Raw genomic sequence first — 16,045 nt, forward strand, 5'->3', positions numbered from 1 at the left:
CCGTTACTTTGCTACTCTTTAACTCATAGTCGGTTGTTTTTATACTACCCCAACTTAACGGCTTTTTAGAGACCCGCTTAACCAGCGTGGTCAAAAGATATGGTGATGTCAATATGGTAACCCTAACTCCAACGCAAGATAAATACCTACCTTATGTCTTAGCGGTGGCGCTATTTATGCAAATTTTAGATGCCACCATCTTAAACACCTCTTTGCCGCAAATGGCGCAAGCACTTGGCGAGTCACCATTAAAAATGCAGTGGGCGGTCATCAGCTACGCGCTAACCTTGGCGATTTTTATACCTATCAGTGGCTTTTTGGCTGATAAATATGGCACGCGGCGGGTATTTTTATACGCTGTTATTATCTTTTGTATTGGCTCGCTGTTATGCGCTGCTTCCCCAACGCTGAATTTATTGATTGGTTCGCGCGTCATACAAGGTATTGGCGGTGCGATGATGACCCCGGTTGCGCGTTTAATATTGGTCAAGTCTTATCCGCGCAACAAGCTGTTAACCGTGATGAACTTTGCGGTGATACCGGCGTTAATCGCGCCCTTAGTCGGACCGGTGTTGGGCGGTTATATCGTGCAATATACCAGTTGGCATTGGATATTTCTCATCAATATCCCGATGGGTATATTTGGTTTTATCATGGGTAAAAAACTGGTGCCGGCATTATTTGAAGATACCAAGCGTTTAGACTGGACGGGTTTTGCTTTATTTGCCGCCGCTGCTTGCGGTTTTACCCTTGCTGTCGAGTTTGGCTCACAGACAGGTCGCGGGTTTTACGGTCTGCTGCTCGCATTGGGCGCCAGTATCTTGATAGGCGCTTATGTGTGGCATGCCAAACGCCGTGCAGCGCCCCTGTTTCCGCTGAGTTTATTTAATATTCGCACCTTTCGTATTGGTATTACCGGCAACTTATTTACTCGCTTAGGTATCAGCGCTGTGCCCTTTCTATTGCCGCTATTACTACAGGTGGTATTTGAGTACTCACCGTCGCAAGCTGGTTGGCTGCTTGCGCCCATTGCTGTTGGTGCAATCGGTATTAAGCCTTGGGTCAGTAAAATCATTCAGCGCTTTAGCTACCGCAAAGTGTTGGTGGCCAATACCTTTTTGATAGGCCTGCTTATTATTGTCTTAGCGCAGTTTAATGATGCGGCCAATTGGATTTGGTTTATCCCTATCCTAACGATCATGGGTGCCTGTAACTCTATGCAGTTTAGTGCGATGAATACCATTACTATCGGTGATTTAGAAGGCGCGCAGACCAGTAGCGGTAACAGCTTAATGGCGGTCAATCAGCAATTGGCGATTAGCTTTGGTATCGCTTTTGGCGCGGCGGTCTTGAATCTGCTGCGGGAACGCTTTGAGCTTGATACCTTGGTCGCCTTTCAGACCACCTATTGGATACTGGGTATTTTAACCATCCTTTCAGGCTTATACTTCTTACGCCTCAAACCTGAGGATGGTCGCGGCTTGTATTAAGTTAAAGCATTAAACATAAAAATGCCAGCGTACTCTAAAACGTCAATTAAGACCTATCTTAGAATGTGCTGGCAGGTATGAGCTCTTTTTTATTTTTCTGTTCTTTATGCTAAGGCGTGTGGTCATCATCCATTTGTGACTGAATATAATTTTCAATGCCAACGTCTTTAACCAAGCCCTCTTGGGTTTCAAGCCAATCTTGATACTCTTCATTGCCATCTTTTAGGGTAACCAATAAATGACGCGAGACATAGTCGCGCTTGCTCTCACACAAAGTAATCGCATCCGTTATGATAGAAAATTTCTGCTTTTCTAAGCGCAAGTTACAGTCAATCATTTCAGGCACATCTTCTGCGATGAACATTTTGCCGTAATCTTGTAGGTTTGGCAGACCACCTAACAATAAAATACGCGCAATAAGATCATCTGACCATTTCATCTCTGCAATAGATTGCTTATAGAAATTTTCGTTTAATGCCTCTAAACCCCAATGGCGTGCGATACGGGCGTGCAAAAAGTACTGATTGATGGCTATCAATGACTGACCGAGCACTTGATTGAGTGCGCGAATAACTTCTTTATCCCCTTTCATGCGGTTCTCCCTGTCTTGCTTACTGATTTTATTAATGTTAATAATAACGCTAGTTAAAAGTGCTTAGTTAATAAAATACTAAACAATATCAGGAGACACTTCTGCCATCTGACTTTGTAAATAATTGGGTAGACCAATCATGTCAATCAGGCGCAGCTGCTGCTCTAACCAATGAGCGTGGTCTTCTTCGGTGTCTTTTAGCTGCTCAACCAACATCTCACGCGTCACATAGTCATGCTCTGCTTCACAAAGCGCGATGCCGTCTTTTAGATGCTGCTGTACTTGATATTCTAAATCAAGGTCCAATTGCAGCATTTCAGGAACCGTCGAGCCAATGTTAATCTCGTTAACGCGCATCTTCGGCGTACCGCTTAACATTAGAATACGGCGGATAATCGCTTGGGCGTGCTGCGTTTCATCCTGCATCTCATGGTGGATACGGTCGTATAATTTACCGTAATGCCATTCTGCGTACATCTCAGAGTGAATAAAATATTGGTCACGAGCCGCAAGCTCACCACCTAATAAAAAATTTAAATAATCAATAACCTTTGGGCTGCCTATCATCACCTATACTCCTGTATTTTTTATTTGTCTACCAATACATTCACAATAATAGATATATAGAAAGTACTATTCGTAAACTAATCAGTAAAGATTAAAACCCATCAAACGTCTTACAAAGTTAGGCAGATATAGTAGCATAGACAAACCATAACGCTTGTAACGATATGAACTAAGAATAAGATGCTAATTGAGAATTGTAATTAACTCGCGCTACCAGCTATCGCTCATAGGCAAAGTAACTGATGACACGGCTAGAAAGGTTTGCCGTCGGTGAATGAGTAAAGTTATATGGACGCTCACCACTTATCCTTTGCGTATAATGAAAGGATAAGTGCGCAATAGTGAATATAATTTTTGTCGGACGTATTAACGATGCGGTCGTTATATGGAGAATAGGGTTTTAGCTGGAGATTTAAATCGAGGCTATTTAACCGGCGTAGGTCAAAGTTAAACAGCGTAGGCCAAAGCATCAAGCTTAGCGTGATGTTCGTCAAGGAAATCATTTACCATAGGTTCGCAGCAGCCACAGCACGTCGCTACATCAAGGGTATCTTTTAATCCCTCTAGTGTATCAATGCCTGAAGCAATGGCAGCTTTGATTTGTTTGTCTTTGACGTCGTTACAGATACATACGTACATATGCGGCTCCTACTATGAATGTCTAGCTCGTTATGCTTTATAATAACGATAATTATTACCATTTACAATAGTATTTACGACATTTATCCGTCATATTAGGCGCTGCTACAAAGATATATTACCCTTACTTTATCCATGTAACTGAATACAGTCTTAGGTGTAACCACAAAGTACCAAAGGTAGTAAAATGGCGACGAACTGTAAATTTGCTCATTTTTTAATCGATTTTGCCGTTAACTGCTGTTATATTGACCCCCTATTAACTAAATCTATATTGGAATTGTTCTATGTCTAATAATAATTCTACGATACAGCCGCTTGAGTTATTTAAAGTCTTGTCTGACCCAACGCGCTTAAAGATTTTTCAAATCTTATTTAACAAAGAATCGCGCTGTGTTGGCGAACTGGTAGAAATACTTGATCAACCGCAGCCGACCATCTCGCGTCACTTGAATCATTTGAAAAAGTTGGGTATTTTAAGCTGTGTTCGTGATGGGACGTGGATGTGGTACGAGGTGTCTGATGATTTGCCAGAATGGTGCCAAGATATTTTAGAAATCACCTATAAGCAAATATCGACCAGAGATGTCAATATGCCAAAGCCTGCCTAATGCTCAAACAAGTAAGCTGAGAAAGGCTAACGACAAATAATTAAGCGCAAAAAAAGACCTATCATTGATAGGTCTTTTTTATTTTCAATCTTCGTTTTTAAGCGTTGTTTTAAAATACGCTTTTAAGCCTAAATTAGACTAGGTCTAAAAAATCACTGACAAAGGCGTTTGCTGGCTGGTGAATCAGCTCCTCTGACGTCCCTACTTGCTCGACGCGGCCCTGATTCATCACCACAATCTCATCCGATACCGCCCGCGCCTCTTCTTGGTCATGGGTTACCATAATGCTCGTAATACCAAGCTCGTGGTGAATATTCTTTAGCCAAGTACGCAGCTCTTTACGTACCTTGGCATCTAGCGCGCCAAACGGCTCATCGAGTAATAACAATTTTGGCTTCACTGCCAAGGCTCGTGCCAGCGCAATACGCTGACGCTGACCACCTGACAACTGATGCGGATAGGCATTGGCAACTTGCGGCAGCTGTACTAAGTCTAGCAATTCAGTAACGCGCTTATTGATATCCGCTTTACTCGGGCGCTCATTCTTCGGTAGCAAGGTTAAGCCAAAGCCAACATTATCGGCAATGTTTTTGTGTCGAAATAACGCATAGTGCTGAAACATAAAGCCGATATGGCGCTTTTGCACTGGCGTATTGGTGACATCGAGCTCATCAAATAATATCTGCCCAGAGTCCGCGTATTCTAAACCCGCAATAATACGCAGCAAGGTGGTTTTGCCGCAGCCTGACGGACCAAGCAACGTCGTCAACTTGCCCGTTGGTACGGTGATATTGATATCATCTAAGGCGGTAAAGTTACCGAATTTTTTATTAACGTTGCGAATCTCGATACTCATAATGGGTTCTCTTATTATATTTTTGGCTTAGCAGATGGCTTTCTTGCTGACGGATTTGTAAAATAGCGCTTATAGATTGCCTGTGCTTTTCGCTAAAGTAGCATCCGTATCTGACGCTTTCTTAGCGTCTTTAGTGTTTGACGCCTTGCTAACATTGCCAGCACTACTAGCATTGGCACTAACTGGCAACTCAGGCGCAGTTGCTAAGCGCTCAGACTTGGCGAATTTGCGCTCTTGCAGCTTGGTCATCACTTGCTGAATTAGCAATGTCACCAGCGCTAACGCTGCAAGCAAACTCGATAAAGCAAAGGCGGCGGTAAAGTTATAATCGTTATAAGCAATCTCAACCAATAGTGGCATGGTATTGGTTTCACCGCGGATATGACCGGAGACCACGCTGACTGCGCCAAACTCGCCCATCGCCCGTGCGTTGGTCAAAATCAAACCATACAGTAGCGCCCATTTGATATTGGGCAGTGTCACATGCCAAAAGGTCTGCCAACCGCTAGCACCCAAGGTTAATGCCGCTTGCTCTTCACTATCGCCTTGGGTCTGCATGAGCGGTATGAGCTCACGCGCCACAAACGGAAAGGTCACAAATAACGTCGCTAAAATAATCCCTGGGACGGCGTAAATCACCTGAAAGCCCATGCTCTCAAGCCAGCCGCCAATGCTAGAGTTTAGACCAAATAGCAGCACAAACATCAATCCTGCAACCACCGGAGATACGGAAAACGGTAAATCAAGCAAGGTGGTCACCAGCTGCTTACCTTTAAACTGATAACGGGTCACCAGCCAAGCAATTGCAATACCCATCACCATATTAATCGGCAACACAATCGCCGCCGTAATTAAGGTTAATTTAATCGCTTGCAAGGCTTCAGGGTCAACCAGTGAAGCGATATACAGCTGCCAGCCGTTTTTAAAGGCTTCATAGAACACTGCTAAAAGTGGCACCACCAACATCGCCACCATAAACAGTACGGCGATACCGATAAAAGTACGGCGTATCCACGGCGTGTCTTTGGTCGCTGGATTGCTTTGGTAGTCGTAGCTATTAGAAATTTGCATTAGCGGGCTCCTACGCGGCGCGACAGCTTCCACTGTACGATATTAATGGTCAATAAAATCACAAATGAAATCAGTAGCATAAAGAGTGCAACAGCGGATGCGCCTTGCACATCAAACTGCTCAAGCTTACTAATAATGATTAAGGGTAAAATCTCAGACTGCATCGGAATATTACCAGCAATAAAAATCACCGAGCCATACTCGCCAGTGGCACGGGCAAACATCATGCCAGCGCCCATCAGTAAAGCCGGCAATAGCTCTGGTAAAATTACCTTACGAAAGGTCGTAAATCGATTGGCACCCAATACCGACGCTGCTTCTTCAAATTCAACGGACAATTCTGCCAAAACCGGCTGCACCGCACGGACGATAAACGGGAAGCTGACGACCACTAAAGCGAGCCAAATACCGAGCGGCGTAAAGGCCACTTGGATGTCAAATTTGGCAAACCACTGGCCGATTAAACCATTGGGTGCATAAAGGGTCGCAAGCGAGATACCGGTAACCGCTGTCGGTAGTGCGAATGGCAAATCAACCAAGGCATTAATCAACGATTTACCCCAAAACTCATAGCGCACCAGCACCCAAGCGACCAGCGTACCAAACACCATGTTGGTTAGCATCGCCAAAAACGACATCCATAAACTGAGTTTGATAGCAGCGGTGACTTGCGGCTGAGTAATGGTTTCCCAAAAACCCGTCCAGCCCATTTGCGTCGTGGTATAGGCCATCATGGCAAACGGTAGCACCACCAGTAACGATAAGCTAAAGACGGTGATGCCCATGCTCAGTCCAAACCCTGGTAGCACATTACGTTGACGCAAGCGCGTCAGCCACCCTTTTTTGATGGGTTTGCTGGCAGGAGAAGTTGTTGCACTCATAGTGATGTCCTATTGCCTAACTGCTGGCGCTTATTTGCTGCTTGTAAGCACCACGTGCTATCAGATGTATTTATTATGGGTCTGTGTAAGCGATAAAGGACATAGCGTGGGTAGCCATGTCCTTTAGATGCTTGGACGTTACGGTAAAACTGACGGTTTAAACGTTATTTAAGAAAATTTATAAATGGCGCAATCAGTCAGCGTACTAGCGGCTTACTTTGGCGCATTAACGGCCAATTGATCAAATACGCCGCCATCGCTAAAGTAAGTACCCATGATTTCATCCCACGTACCAAAGGCATCGTTTGGACGGAAAGTATCGATAGATGGCAATTTATCGCTGTTTTTATCAAGCACACTCTTCACGCTTGGGCGCAAGTATAAATTGGCTGCCAATTGCTGTGCAGGCTCGCTCCATAAGTAATCAAGATAGGCTTTTGCCGCATCGGTGGTGCCTTTTTTATCAGTCACGGTTTTCACAACAGCGACTGGGCTCTCAGACTTGATAGAGTATTTTGGATAGACGATATCGACTTGCCCTGCACCAAAATCTTTGGCAGCCAAGTTGGCTTCGTTTTCAAAGGTGACCAAGACATCACCGATACCGCGCTGAACAAACGTCGTCGTCGCTGCACGTCCGCCATTCTCATAGACTTTGACATTTTTCAGCATATCTTTGACGTAGTTTTTGGCTTGTGTTTCATCTTTATTAAAGGCATGCAAACCATAACCATAAGCGCCTAAGAACGCATAACGACCATTACCCGTGACTTTTGGGTTGGCCATAACAATCTCAACGCCTTCTTTGGTCAAGTCTTGCCAATCGTTAATGCCTTTTGGATTGTCTTTACGCACCAAAAATACGATGGTACTGGTAAAAGGTACGGCGTTGTCTGGGAATTTGCTTTCCCAATCCGCCTCAACCAAGCCTTTTTTCTCAAGTAGCTCGATATCTGAGCCTTGGTTCATGGTCGCCACATCGGCTTGTAAACCATTAGCCACAGACAATGCTTGCTTACTTGAGCCGCCGTGCGATTGCTTGATTAAGATATTGCTGTTTGGGTTTTCCGCTTTATAGTGCTCAACAAATAATGGGTTATAATCTTTATAAAAGTCACGGGCCACATCGTAAGAGACGTTTAATAGCTCAATATCTTGACCTTCAGTAGTGGCTGGCGTGCCTTCTGCATTGGCAGTTGGCTCAGCTTTTTCGCTATTGCTACAGCCTGCGATACCCAACGTAAGCGCCACACCGGCGATACTTAGTACGCTAAGCGTTTTGTTTTTATATTTATAACCTGTGGTATATGATGTCATGGCAGCCTCAAAAGGGATTAATTGGTGAATTCAAGTATGCTAACAGCGCCAGCTTATTATGTTTAATGATGAATATGCGTATGTTATTGCCAAAATGGAATAACTAAGTAATGGTTACTAAACCACAGCTTTATCAAGCACTTAAAATAACGAGCTTACAAATGGCTTTGAAACTTTTATCATTTTCTTATAATAAATCTTTTTTAAAAATATAAAGCTACCCTCTACTTCACCCTCGCCAGCTGATCAAAACGCCCACCATCGACAAAGAACGTCGCCATGATGCTGTCCCAATCACCAAATACCGCCACGGGTTCAAAGGTTGCAATTTCAGGTAAGGTTTTGCTGTGCGCGGCAAGTACCTGGGCATTACTAGGGCGCATATACATCTGTGCCATCAGCTCTTGTGCGGGTGTCGACCATAAGCCTGTTAAATAGTCATTTGCCGCGGCGGTGGTGCCTTTTTTATCGGTTACTGTTTTCACCACCGCCACAGGGTTGGCAATCACAATCGAGTAACTTGGATATACGATATCGACCTGACCTTTGGCAAACTGCTTAGCAGCCAGATGCGCTTCGTTTTCGGTGGTGATTAAAACATCGCCGAGCCCACGCTGGGTAAAGGTAGTGGTGGCAGCACGCGCGCCATTGTCATAGGTGACGACGTTTGCCAGTAGTTTTTTGATAAAAGCATCGGTTTTGGTAGGGCTTTGCACCTTTTCTTTAAAATGATGTAAGCCGTAGCCATAAGCACCCAAAAAGGCATAACGCGCCGTGCCACTGGTCTTGGGATTTGGTATCACCACGGCGATATCGTTACGGGCTAAGTCTGCCCAATCTTTGATACCTTTTGGGTTACCCGCACGAACCAGAAGCACCATGGTACTGCTATAAGGCACGGCATTGTTTGGCAATGCCTGTTGCCAATCGCTAGCCACCAAGCCTTTTTCAACCAGCAAATTCATATCGCTTTCTTGGTTGAGAGTAACAACGTCTGCCTGCAAGCCATTAGCAACCGCTAGCGCTTGTTTGCTCGATCCGCCGTGCGATTGGTTGATATTCACCTTAATACCTGGGTGTTTTTGCTGATAATTTGCATTAAACAACGGGTTGTAGTCTTTATAAAAGTCGCGTGACACATCATAAGACACATTTAATAAATCAATATTTTTTGCCTCGTTGGCGGCGTCATTTTGATTGGCTTCGGTTGGCTTACAGCCTGTGATCAGCACCGCCGCTGCGAGCACACCACTAAGGCCAAAACTGCTGGCAAGATTGACGGTATAACTAAAGCGAGTGGCGAGCGCTGTGCCGATGCTGTTAGGTTGAATGGCGAAAGGAGCACGCGCATTGATATGCTTGTGAGGTATTTTTTGACCGCTCTTTTTATTTGGCTGCATATTTGCTCTCGATAGGAACGTTGTTCTCTAATAAGTTTTCTCTAATAAATAGGAACGTTGTTCTTTAATAATAGGGATAAAAATCTTGCGTTTCGAAATTCGGTTCTATGGATGATGAGCAATATGCTAACAGCCTGTGAGGCAATTGCTTAGTGACAAATACGCTTATCGAGTTATTAACTTGGCATAAGTAATTTTATTAGTTATTCTAAAGTGGTTGTTTTTAATGAGTATTTTTGCAATTTTGTGATAAGCAGACACTTTTGAGTAAGTTACGGTATTGCTTAGGCTCTAGACGAGCCTCTATAGAGTCGATATTATCCTTTAGCTTGTTGTATATCAGGCGCTGCACTGATAAAACTTAGCCGATACGCTTTCACTTATTTCCTGTTTACTAACCCCTTTATTAAAGGTAATGCAATGATCAAGTCTCCACCTCGTTATGCTCGTCACTCACGCTTTTTTGTTGGTATTTTAACGACCTCTATCGCTTTATTGGCCTTAAGTGGCTGTAATAACGTAACGCCAAGCGTCAATAAACAAACGATTAAGCAACCAAACGCTGCTGTCACGCCAGCGGTGCAGACGGTCGTTGGCGATTACGCCTCTGACGGTTATGCCAAGCGTGCCCAAGGCTATGATTGGATGGGTGTGATGATAAGAGCTGACGACGCAGACAATGGCGAGCAAATTGATATTAAAGTACGAGCGCGTAGTGATGTAAAAAAACCAACTTGTCACTTCGATGGTAAAGCGACATTAATGGGTCAAGACGAGGCGCACGGTGTTATTTTTCAAAGTAAGGTTAATGACAGTACCGCCTTTTTTCAATTTAAAGATGATACGTTGACTATTGATAGCCAAGATAAGTACGCGCTGAATTATTTTTGTTCGGGTGGAGCTTCACTCGTTGGCGAGTATCAAAAGCTTGAGGGTGATTTAGAGCTGCATTAACCACTTTAATGGTTGGCTTTAGATAATAAAAAAGGTGTCAGATTAAACGTCTCACACCTTTTTTAATACTTTTATTGATGACGATAAAATATTACTTAAACCGCAGATGCACCGACCAATTTCACCTCAGCACGTTCTTCCTTAGCGATACCAGCATAGTAATGTCGCAAAATCTCTAGCACTTCAGGACGGCTAAAGTTCTCTGGTACATCGAGGTCTTCTGATAGCGCTTTACGTAGCTTGGTGCCTGAAACCTTAACATGCTCAGATGCTTCATGCGGGCAAGTTTTATCAGAAGCCATGGCATTACAAGCATTACACCAAAACGTCCAACCAATTTTTAGCGGCTGCGTAATCAAGTCGTCTTTACCAACATATTCAAAGATGGTTTGCGCATCAAACGCGCCATAATAATCACCAACGCCCGCATGGTCACGACCAACAATCAGATGACTACAGCCGTAGTTTTGACGGAATACCGCATGTAGTAGCGCCTCGCGTGGTCCAGCATAACGCATATCGAGCGGATACCCAGCTTGGATAACGGTGTCTGCTCTAAAGTAATTATCAATCAAGGTCTTGATGGCTTCTTGACGCACTTCGGCTGGGATGTCGCCCGGTTTTAGTGCGCCGAGTAGTGAATGAATCAATACGCCGTCGCAAATTTCGATAGCAATCTTGGCAAGATATTCGTGCGAGCGGTGCATCGGATTACGCGTTTGGAAGGCGGCAACCGTTTTCCAGCCCTTGGCATCCAAAATCTCGCGCGTCTCAGCGGGTGTTTTGTAAATCTCTGGGTATAAGGTTGGGAACTCGCCTTCGCTTAGTACTTCGACACTACCGGCGATGTTTACGTCACCTTGGTTAAGTACTTGCTGCACGCCCGGATGCTCGCTATCGGTGGTGGTAAAGACTTGCTGACACTCATGGGCTTTATCGATGGTATAGGTTTCTTCTACCGTTAAAATGCCCATAATTTCGCCATCTTTTGCGACCAATGCCACTTTATCACCTTGGTTTAGGCTGTCGGCGGTTGCTTTTGGCGCTGATAAGGTGATAGGAATCGGCCAAAACAAGCCATCATTGTCGCCGCTTTGCAAGCGCATATTATCCACGACGCCTTGCCAATCTGCCTGATTCATAAAACCATTTAGCGGGGTAAAGCCGCCAATCCCAAGCATAATCAAATCGCCACGCTCACGAGAGCTTAAGGTAATCGTCGGCAGCGTGCTGGCAAGCTTTAATGCTTGCTTGCGCGCCTCACCTTTTAATAGCAATGGTTTTAGCTCGCTGCTGCCGTGCGGCGGAACAAGTTTTGATGAGGAGAGATTGGGATTGGTAGATGTCATTTTTAAAACCTTAATAATGAAATTGAGAGATAGTTGGTCAGGAGAATGAGCGCTTAAATTTGATAAACATAGGCTACCTAACTTTGGTTATGAAAATTTATGCTGTGTTTGGATATGGATATGTCTTAAAGGAATTTATGTTTATAGATTTAAGCTTATATGATGTGACTCTGAATTGTTTACCTTGCGATTGGCAATACAAGCGATCACACGCAAATCATTTTCGTCGCGGCTTTTTAAGTTAAAAACAAAATTGAGATTACGTCATGTATCAATATAATTACGCTGACCAAACCTTGGTAGAGGAACGAGTCGCCCAGTTTCGCGACCAAACCGAGCGGTTTTTGGCAGGTGAGCTGCCAGAAGAGCAGTTTTTACCGCTGCGTTTACAAAATGGGCTATATATCCAGCGCTATGCACCGATGCTACGTATCGCCGTGCCTTATGGCTTGCTGGCAACCTATCAATTACGCAAATTGGCTGAGATTACCCGTAAATATGATAAAGGTTACGGCCACTTTACCACCCGTACCAATATGCAGCTGAACTGGCCAAAACTTGAAGAAGTGCCAGATATTTTGGCAGAATTGGCATCGGTGCAAATGCACTCGATCCAAACCTCGGGCAACTGTATCCGTAATACCACCACCGACCCTTATGCGGGTATTCATAAGGAAGAGATCGCCGATCCGCGTCCTTATTGTGAGATTATTCGTCAATGGTCAACCTTTCATCCGGAATTTGCTTTTTTACCGCGTAAATTTAAAATTGCCGTGATTGGTACGGCAAAAGACCGCGCGGCGACGCAAGTCCATGATATTGGACTACACTTAAAGAAAAATGACGCAGGCGAGCTTGGCTTTGAGGTGATAGTTGGTGGCGGTCTTGGGCGTACGCCAGTGATTGGAAAAACCATTAATGCATTTTTACCGCGCCAGCATCTGCTCAGCTATTTAGATGCGATTTTGCGTGTCTACAATCTGCATGGTCGCCGCGACAATAAATTCAAAGCGCGTATCAAGATATTGGTCGATAGCATGGGCGGCCCAGCATTTGCCAAATTGGTCGATGCCGAATGGGAAGCCAATATCAAAGATGGTCCGTTGACCCTGACCGATGCCAACTTTGACAAGGCCAGCAGCTTTTTTACTGAGCCTGATTATCTAAGTTTTGATGCACTACAGGTACAGTCAGACTTGCAGCAGCAACTAGAGGCTGATAAAGACTTTGCCAATTGGTATCAGCAAAATACCGTGGCGCATAAAATCGCAGGCTATCGCGCGGTGGTTATTTCGTTAAAAGCCGGCTTGGTCGATGGTAAATATGTACCATCAGGTGATATTAGCGCCGCGCAAATGGACGCCCTCGCCGACCTCGCTGACGAGCATAGCTTTGGCGAGCTACGTGGTACTTATCAGCAAAATCTGGTCTTTGCCGATGTACAAACCAACCGCTTGTACGAATTATGGCAGCAGCTGGCTGCACTACATTTGGCCCGTCCAAATATCAATACTCTAACCGATATGATCGTCTGCCCAGGCTGGGATTTTTGTTCGCTTGCCAATGCCACGACCCACAATATCGCTGAGCAAATCGAAAAGCAGTTTAATGATCTTGACTACCTTTATGACTTGGGTGAGATACGCCTCAATATGTCTGGCTGTATGAATGCCTGCGCCCATCACCATACCGGCGATATTGGTATCCTTGGGGTCGATAAAAAAGGCGAATACTGGTATCAAATCAGCCTAGGCGGTAACTCTAGCAACGACGCCAAAATCGGTAAGATATTAGGCAAGGCGGTACCAACCGATGCCGTAGCAACGACGATACAAAAGATAATCGACGTTTACTTAGAGCAGCGCGTTAGCAATGACAATGACGTCGAAGGCTTTGGTGAGTTAATCGACCGTATCGGTATTACCCCTTTTAAGGAGAAGGTCTATGGCTAATCATCATGTGTTTACTAGCGAAGGCATCGATATTAGCGAGACTGACACTTGGCTTGCGCTTAGCACCGATGAGCTGCCTGACGGTATTACCCTGACCGATATATCTTTGTTAGAGCTGCTGCAAAAACAAGAAAAACTCGAGGTCGTTTTACCGCTTACTGATTTATTAGATGCTAAAGGCAATATTGCAGGCGGACTACTATTACAAGTACGTGAATTGTTAGCCGAGCATATCAGCCGTACTGGTGTCTGGGTGACATCCGATAGCGATACCGAGGTGCTGACGCGTATTCCAGAGTTTTTATTACAGCAAGATTTGATTGTGATTCACGTCCCTGCTTTCACGGACGGACGTGGTTTTAGTTACGCCCAAACCTTACGCCAAATGGGCTATCAAGGCGAGATTCGTATGGCTGGCAAGTTTGGCCGCGATCAAATCGCATATCTGCTACGCGCAGGCGCCGACAGTTTTGTGATAAGCGCGCATGATTTGCACTCTATTTCTGATATCAGCCAAGCATTTAATGCGCTTGCCAGTAGTTATGACGGTCGTAACGCCGCCGACTTACCGATGTTTGCTGGTGCTTAATATTCATATTCACCACCCTACTTATTATCAATCATTTATATATTTTTTACCCTTAAGGAATCCATCATGAGCCAATTACACCCAAATTTAGATATCGATCAAGCCAACCAAGAATTAAAAGGTAAATCACCAGAAGAAATCGTCGCATGGGCGCTTAGCCAAGCAAAAAACCCCATTATCACCACCAATTTCCGCCCGTATGAGTCCGCGATTTTGCATTTGGTTGCTAAACAGCGCCCTGATATCACGGTATTGTGGGTAGATTCTGGTTATAACACCGATGCTACTTACCAGTTTGCCAATAAAGTCATCCGTGATTTGAATTTAAACGTCATCACTTACATTCCTAAGCAAACGGCTGCCTATCGTGACGCAACCATGAACGGTATCCCAGGCATTGATAATCCACAGCATGATGAATTCACGGACCAAGTAAAACTTGAGCCATTTCGCCGTGCGCTAGATGAGCTGAAACCTGATGTCTGGTTTAACGCCATTCGTAAAGATCAAACGGAATTTCGCCAAGGTCTTGATGTGCTGAGCTTATCAAAAGACGGCGTGTTAAAAGTTGCACCATTATTTGAAAAAACAGACGCGGATTTAGACGTCTATCTTGAAGAGCATAACTTGCCTAACGAGTTTGATTACTTTGATCCAACCAAAGTTGAAGAAAGCCGTGAATGTGGTTTGCATACGCAGCTTTAAGCTTTATTCTTAACCTGTGAAATTAAAAAGCCCTCTTATCATTTAAGAGGGCTTTTTACACTTAGATAGCTTAAGATTATAGCTTTTTAGAACGTTATTTACGACCGAGAATCCAACCACCATCCATAAAGACGTTCGAGCCATGCATATAGTTTGAGTCATCAGACGCCAAAAATACCGCGAGCGCTGCAATCTCTTCGGGCTTGCCAGCGCGCTGGGCTGGGATACGATTTAAGCGCTCATCATCAATACCATCGGTCATAGGCGTTTCGATAAAGCCCGGCGATAGAATATTTACTTTGATCCCTTGACTGCCAAAATCAAATGCCAATTGTTTGGTAAATCCTAACACCGCATGCTTGGAAGTCACATAAGCGGAACCGCCGGGGCCTGCCATTTGCGTGGCTTGTGAGCCAACATTGATGATAACTCCACGTCCTTGCTTGATAAAGTGCGGAATCACCGCTTTTGAGGCGAGGTATGGCGCTTTGACATTAATTGCCATCAATTTATCGTATAAGTCTTCTTCTAACTCGACGGCATTATCATAAGCGTCGTGGATGCCTGCACCATTATATAAAATGTCAATTTGACCATAAGCTTCTAAGGCTTTATCGACCACCGCTTCAATCTCTGCTTTTTTGGTCACATCGGCATGCACAAAGAGAGCGTCTTGACCTTTATCGGTTATGTCTTTGATAATACGTTTGCCGTCTTCTTCATCGCGACCCGTGACGACGACCTTTGCCCCTTCATCGGCATACGCTTTTGCAGTCGCTTCGCCCAATCCTGAGGTACCGCCAAATATAATGGCCACCCTGTCTTGTAATTTCATCATGTTCATCCTTGTTTTTTATGTTGTAAATAAAACTTTTTTCTATCTGATCACATTTAGGTTAGATTAACATAGTCACCTAACTGTGAATGTTAGGCTATGTTAGACATTTTTAATCAGCTAATAACTGGCACATATCTAGCCTTTTAGTTGCATAAATAACGTTTTCTTAACGTTTTATCGGCTAACATTAAGGTATTCTATGGCTTCAAAGCTGGCGCAACATCACATTAAACG

Annotated in this window: 16 protein-coding genes; 6 read left to right on the forward strand and 10 right to left on the reverse strand. The window is 44.4% G+C overall.

Annotation, left to right across the window (positions count from 1 at the left end):
- The first annotated feature begins 113 nt into the window (after nucleotides 1-113).
- Nucleotides 114-1,490 (forward strand): DHA2 family efflux MFS transporter permease subunit, encoded by a 1,377-nt coding sequence (locus B2866_RS10740; protein WP_296193971.1) that lies wholly within the window; start codon nucleotides 114-116, stop codon nucleotides 1,488-1,490.
- Between the two features lie 109 nt (nucleotides 1,491-1,599).
- Here the strand turns inward: B2866_RS10740 and bfr (B2866_RS10745) are convergent, their stop codons facing one another.
- The 3 genes from bfr (B2866_RS10745) to B2866_RS10755 all read right to left on the reverse strand — a co-directional run bounded on the left by bfr (B2866_RS10745) (nucleotide 1,600) and on the right by B2866_RS10755 (nucleotide 3,288).
- Nucleotides 1,600-2,082, reverse strand: a complete 483-nt coding sequence (gene bfr, locus B2866_RS10745; protein WP_296193976.1) for a bacterioferritin — start codon at nucleotides 2,080-2,082, stop codon at nucleotides 1,600-1,602.
- A 78-nt stretch (nucleotides 2,083-2,160) separates the two neighbouring features.
- The gene (bfr, locus tag B2866_RS10750) at nucleotides 2,161-2,649 is read right to left on the reverse strand and encodes a bacterioferritin (protein WP_296193978.1); all 489 of its coding nucleotides are present in this window, start codon (nucleotides 2,647-2,649) and stop codon (nucleotides 2,161-2,163) included.
- 447 nt (nucleotides 2,650-3,096) lie between these two features.
- Complete coding sequence (locus tag B2866_RS10755) at nucleotides 3,097-3,288, reverse strand: (2Fe-2S)-binding protein (protein ID WP_068405488.1); 192 nt, start codon at nucleotides 3,286-3,288, stop codon at nucleotides 3,097-3,099.
- Nucleotides 3,289-3,575: 287 nt separating this feature from the next.
- Between B2866_RS10755 and B2866_RS10760 the strand changes: the two genes are divergently transcribed.
- Nucleotides 3,576-3,899 (forward strand): ArsR/SmtB family transcription factor, encoded by a 324-nt coding sequence (locus tag B2866_RS10760; RefSeq protein WP_296193983.1) that lies wholly within the window; start codon nucleotides 3,576-3,578, stop codon nucleotides 3,897-3,899.
- Nucleotides 3,900-4,032: 133 nt separating this feature from the next.
- Here B2866_RS10760 and B2866_RS10765 read toward each other — a convergent pair whose 3' ends face one another.
- From B2866_RS10765 to B2866_RS10785, 5 genes are all read right to left on the reverse strand, one after another.
- Nucleotides 4,033-4,755 carry a sulfate/molybdate ABC transporter ATP-binding protein gene (locus tag B2866_RS10765; RefSeq protein WP_313474154.1) on the reverse strand — a complete coding sequence of 241 codons (723 nt, stop codon included), beginning with the start codon at nucleotides 4,753-4,755 and terminating at the stop codon, nucleotides 4,033-4,035.
- Nucleotides 4,756-4,824: 69 nt separating this feature from the next.
- Nucleotides 4,825-5,826, reverse strand: a complete 1,002-nt coding sequence (gene cysW / locus B2866_RS10770) for a sulfate ABC transporter permease subunit CysW (protein ID WP_296193986.1) — start codon at nucleotides 5,824-5,826, stop codon at nucleotides 4,825-4,827.
- On the reverse strand, nucleotides 5,826-6,707 hold the full coding sequence (cysT, locus tag B2866_RS10775) for a sulfate ABC transporter permease subunit CysT (protein ID WP_296193989.1): 882 nt from the start codon (nucleotides 6,705-6,707) through the stop codon (nucleotides 5,826-5,828). Before cysT ends, cysW begins: the two co-directional genes overlap by 1 nt.
- Nucleotides 6,708-6,920: 213 nt before the next feature.
- On the reverse strand, nucleotides 6,921-8,024 hold the full coding sequence (locus tag B2866_RS10780; protein ID WP_296193992.1) for a sulfate ABC transporter substrate-binding protein: 1,104 nt from the start codon (nucleotides 8,022-8,024) through the stop codon (nucleotides 6,921-6,923).
- A gap of 224 nt (nucleotides 8,025-8,248) precedes the next feature.
- Nucleotides 8,249-9,424: a sulfate ABC transporter substrate-binding protein gene (locus B2866_RS10785; protein WP_296193995.1), complete on the reverse strand. Its 1,176-nt coding sequence runs from the start codon at nucleotides 9,422-9,424 to the stop codon at nucleotides 8,249-8,251.
- A gap of 420 nt (nucleotides 9,425-9,844) precedes the next feature.
- Here B2866_RS10785 and B2866_RS10790 point away from each other — a divergent pair, with 420 nt between their 5' ends.
- The gene (locus tag B2866_RS10790) at nucleotides 9,845-10,378 is read left to right on the forward strand and encodes a hypothetical protein (protein WP_296193998.1); all 534 of its coding nucleotides are present in this window, start codon (nucleotides 9,845-9,847) and stop codon (nucleotides 10,376-10,378) included.
- A gap of 95 nt (nucleotides 10,379-10,473) precedes the next feature.
- Here the strand turns inward: B2866_RS10790 and sat are convergent, their stop codons facing one another.
- Nucleotides 10,474-11,727: a sulfate adenylyltransferase gene (gene sat / locus B2866_RS10795; protein ID WP_296194000.1), complete on the reverse strand. Its 1,254-nt coding sequence runs from the start codon at nucleotides 11,725-11,727 to the stop codon at nucleotides 10,474-10,476.
- A 266-nt stretch (nucleotides 11,728-11,993) separates the two neighbouring features.
- On the opposite strand from sat, the gene B2866_RS10800 reads away from it, so the two are divergent.
- The 3 genes from B2866_RS10800 (at nucleotide 11,994) to B2866_RS10810 (ending at nucleotide 14,973) form a co-directional block, all read left to right on the forward strand.
- On the forward strand, nucleotides 11,994-13,679 hold the full coding sequence (locus tag B2866_RS10800; RefSeq protein WP_296194003.1) for a nitrite/sulfite reductase: 1,686 nt from the start codon (nucleotides 11,994-11,996) through the stop codon (nucleotides 13,677-13,679).
- Nucleotides 13,672-14,268: a DUF934 domain-containing protein gene (locus B2866_RS10805; RefSeq protein ID WP_296194006.1), complete on the forward strand. Its 597-nt coding sequence runs from the start codon at nucleotides 13,672-13,674 to the stop codon at nucleotides 14,266-14,268. The genes B2866_RS10800 and B2866_RS10805 overlap by 8 nt, the downstream gene beginning before the upstream one ends.
- Before the next feature lie 66 nt (nucleotides 14,269-14,334).
- Nucleotides 14,335-14,973 (forward strand): phosphoadenosine phosphosulfate reductase family protein, encoded by a 639-nt coding sequence (locus tag B2866_RS10810; RefSeq protein WP_068405362.1) that lies wholly within the window; start codon nucleotides 14,335-14,337, stop codon nucleotides 14,971-14,973.
- Nucleotides 14,974-15,067: 94 nt separating this feature from the next.
- Here the strand turns inward: B2866_RS10810 and B2866_RS10815 are convergent, their stop codons facing one another.
- Nucleotides 15,068-15,811 carry an SDR family NAD(P)-dependent oxidoreductase gene (locus B2866_RS10815; protein ID WP_296194010.1) on the reverse strand — a complete coding sequence of 248 codons (744 nt, stop codon included), beginning with the start codon at nucleotides 15,809-15,811 and terminating at the stop codon, nucleotides 15,068-15,070.
- Nucleotides 15,812-16,045: the final 234 nt, after the last annotated feature.

Source organism: Psychrobacter sp. UBA3483, from assembly GCF_002377905.1.
GTDB lineage: Bacteria > Pseudomonadota > Gammaproteobacteria > Pseudomonadales > Moraxellaceae > Psychrobacter.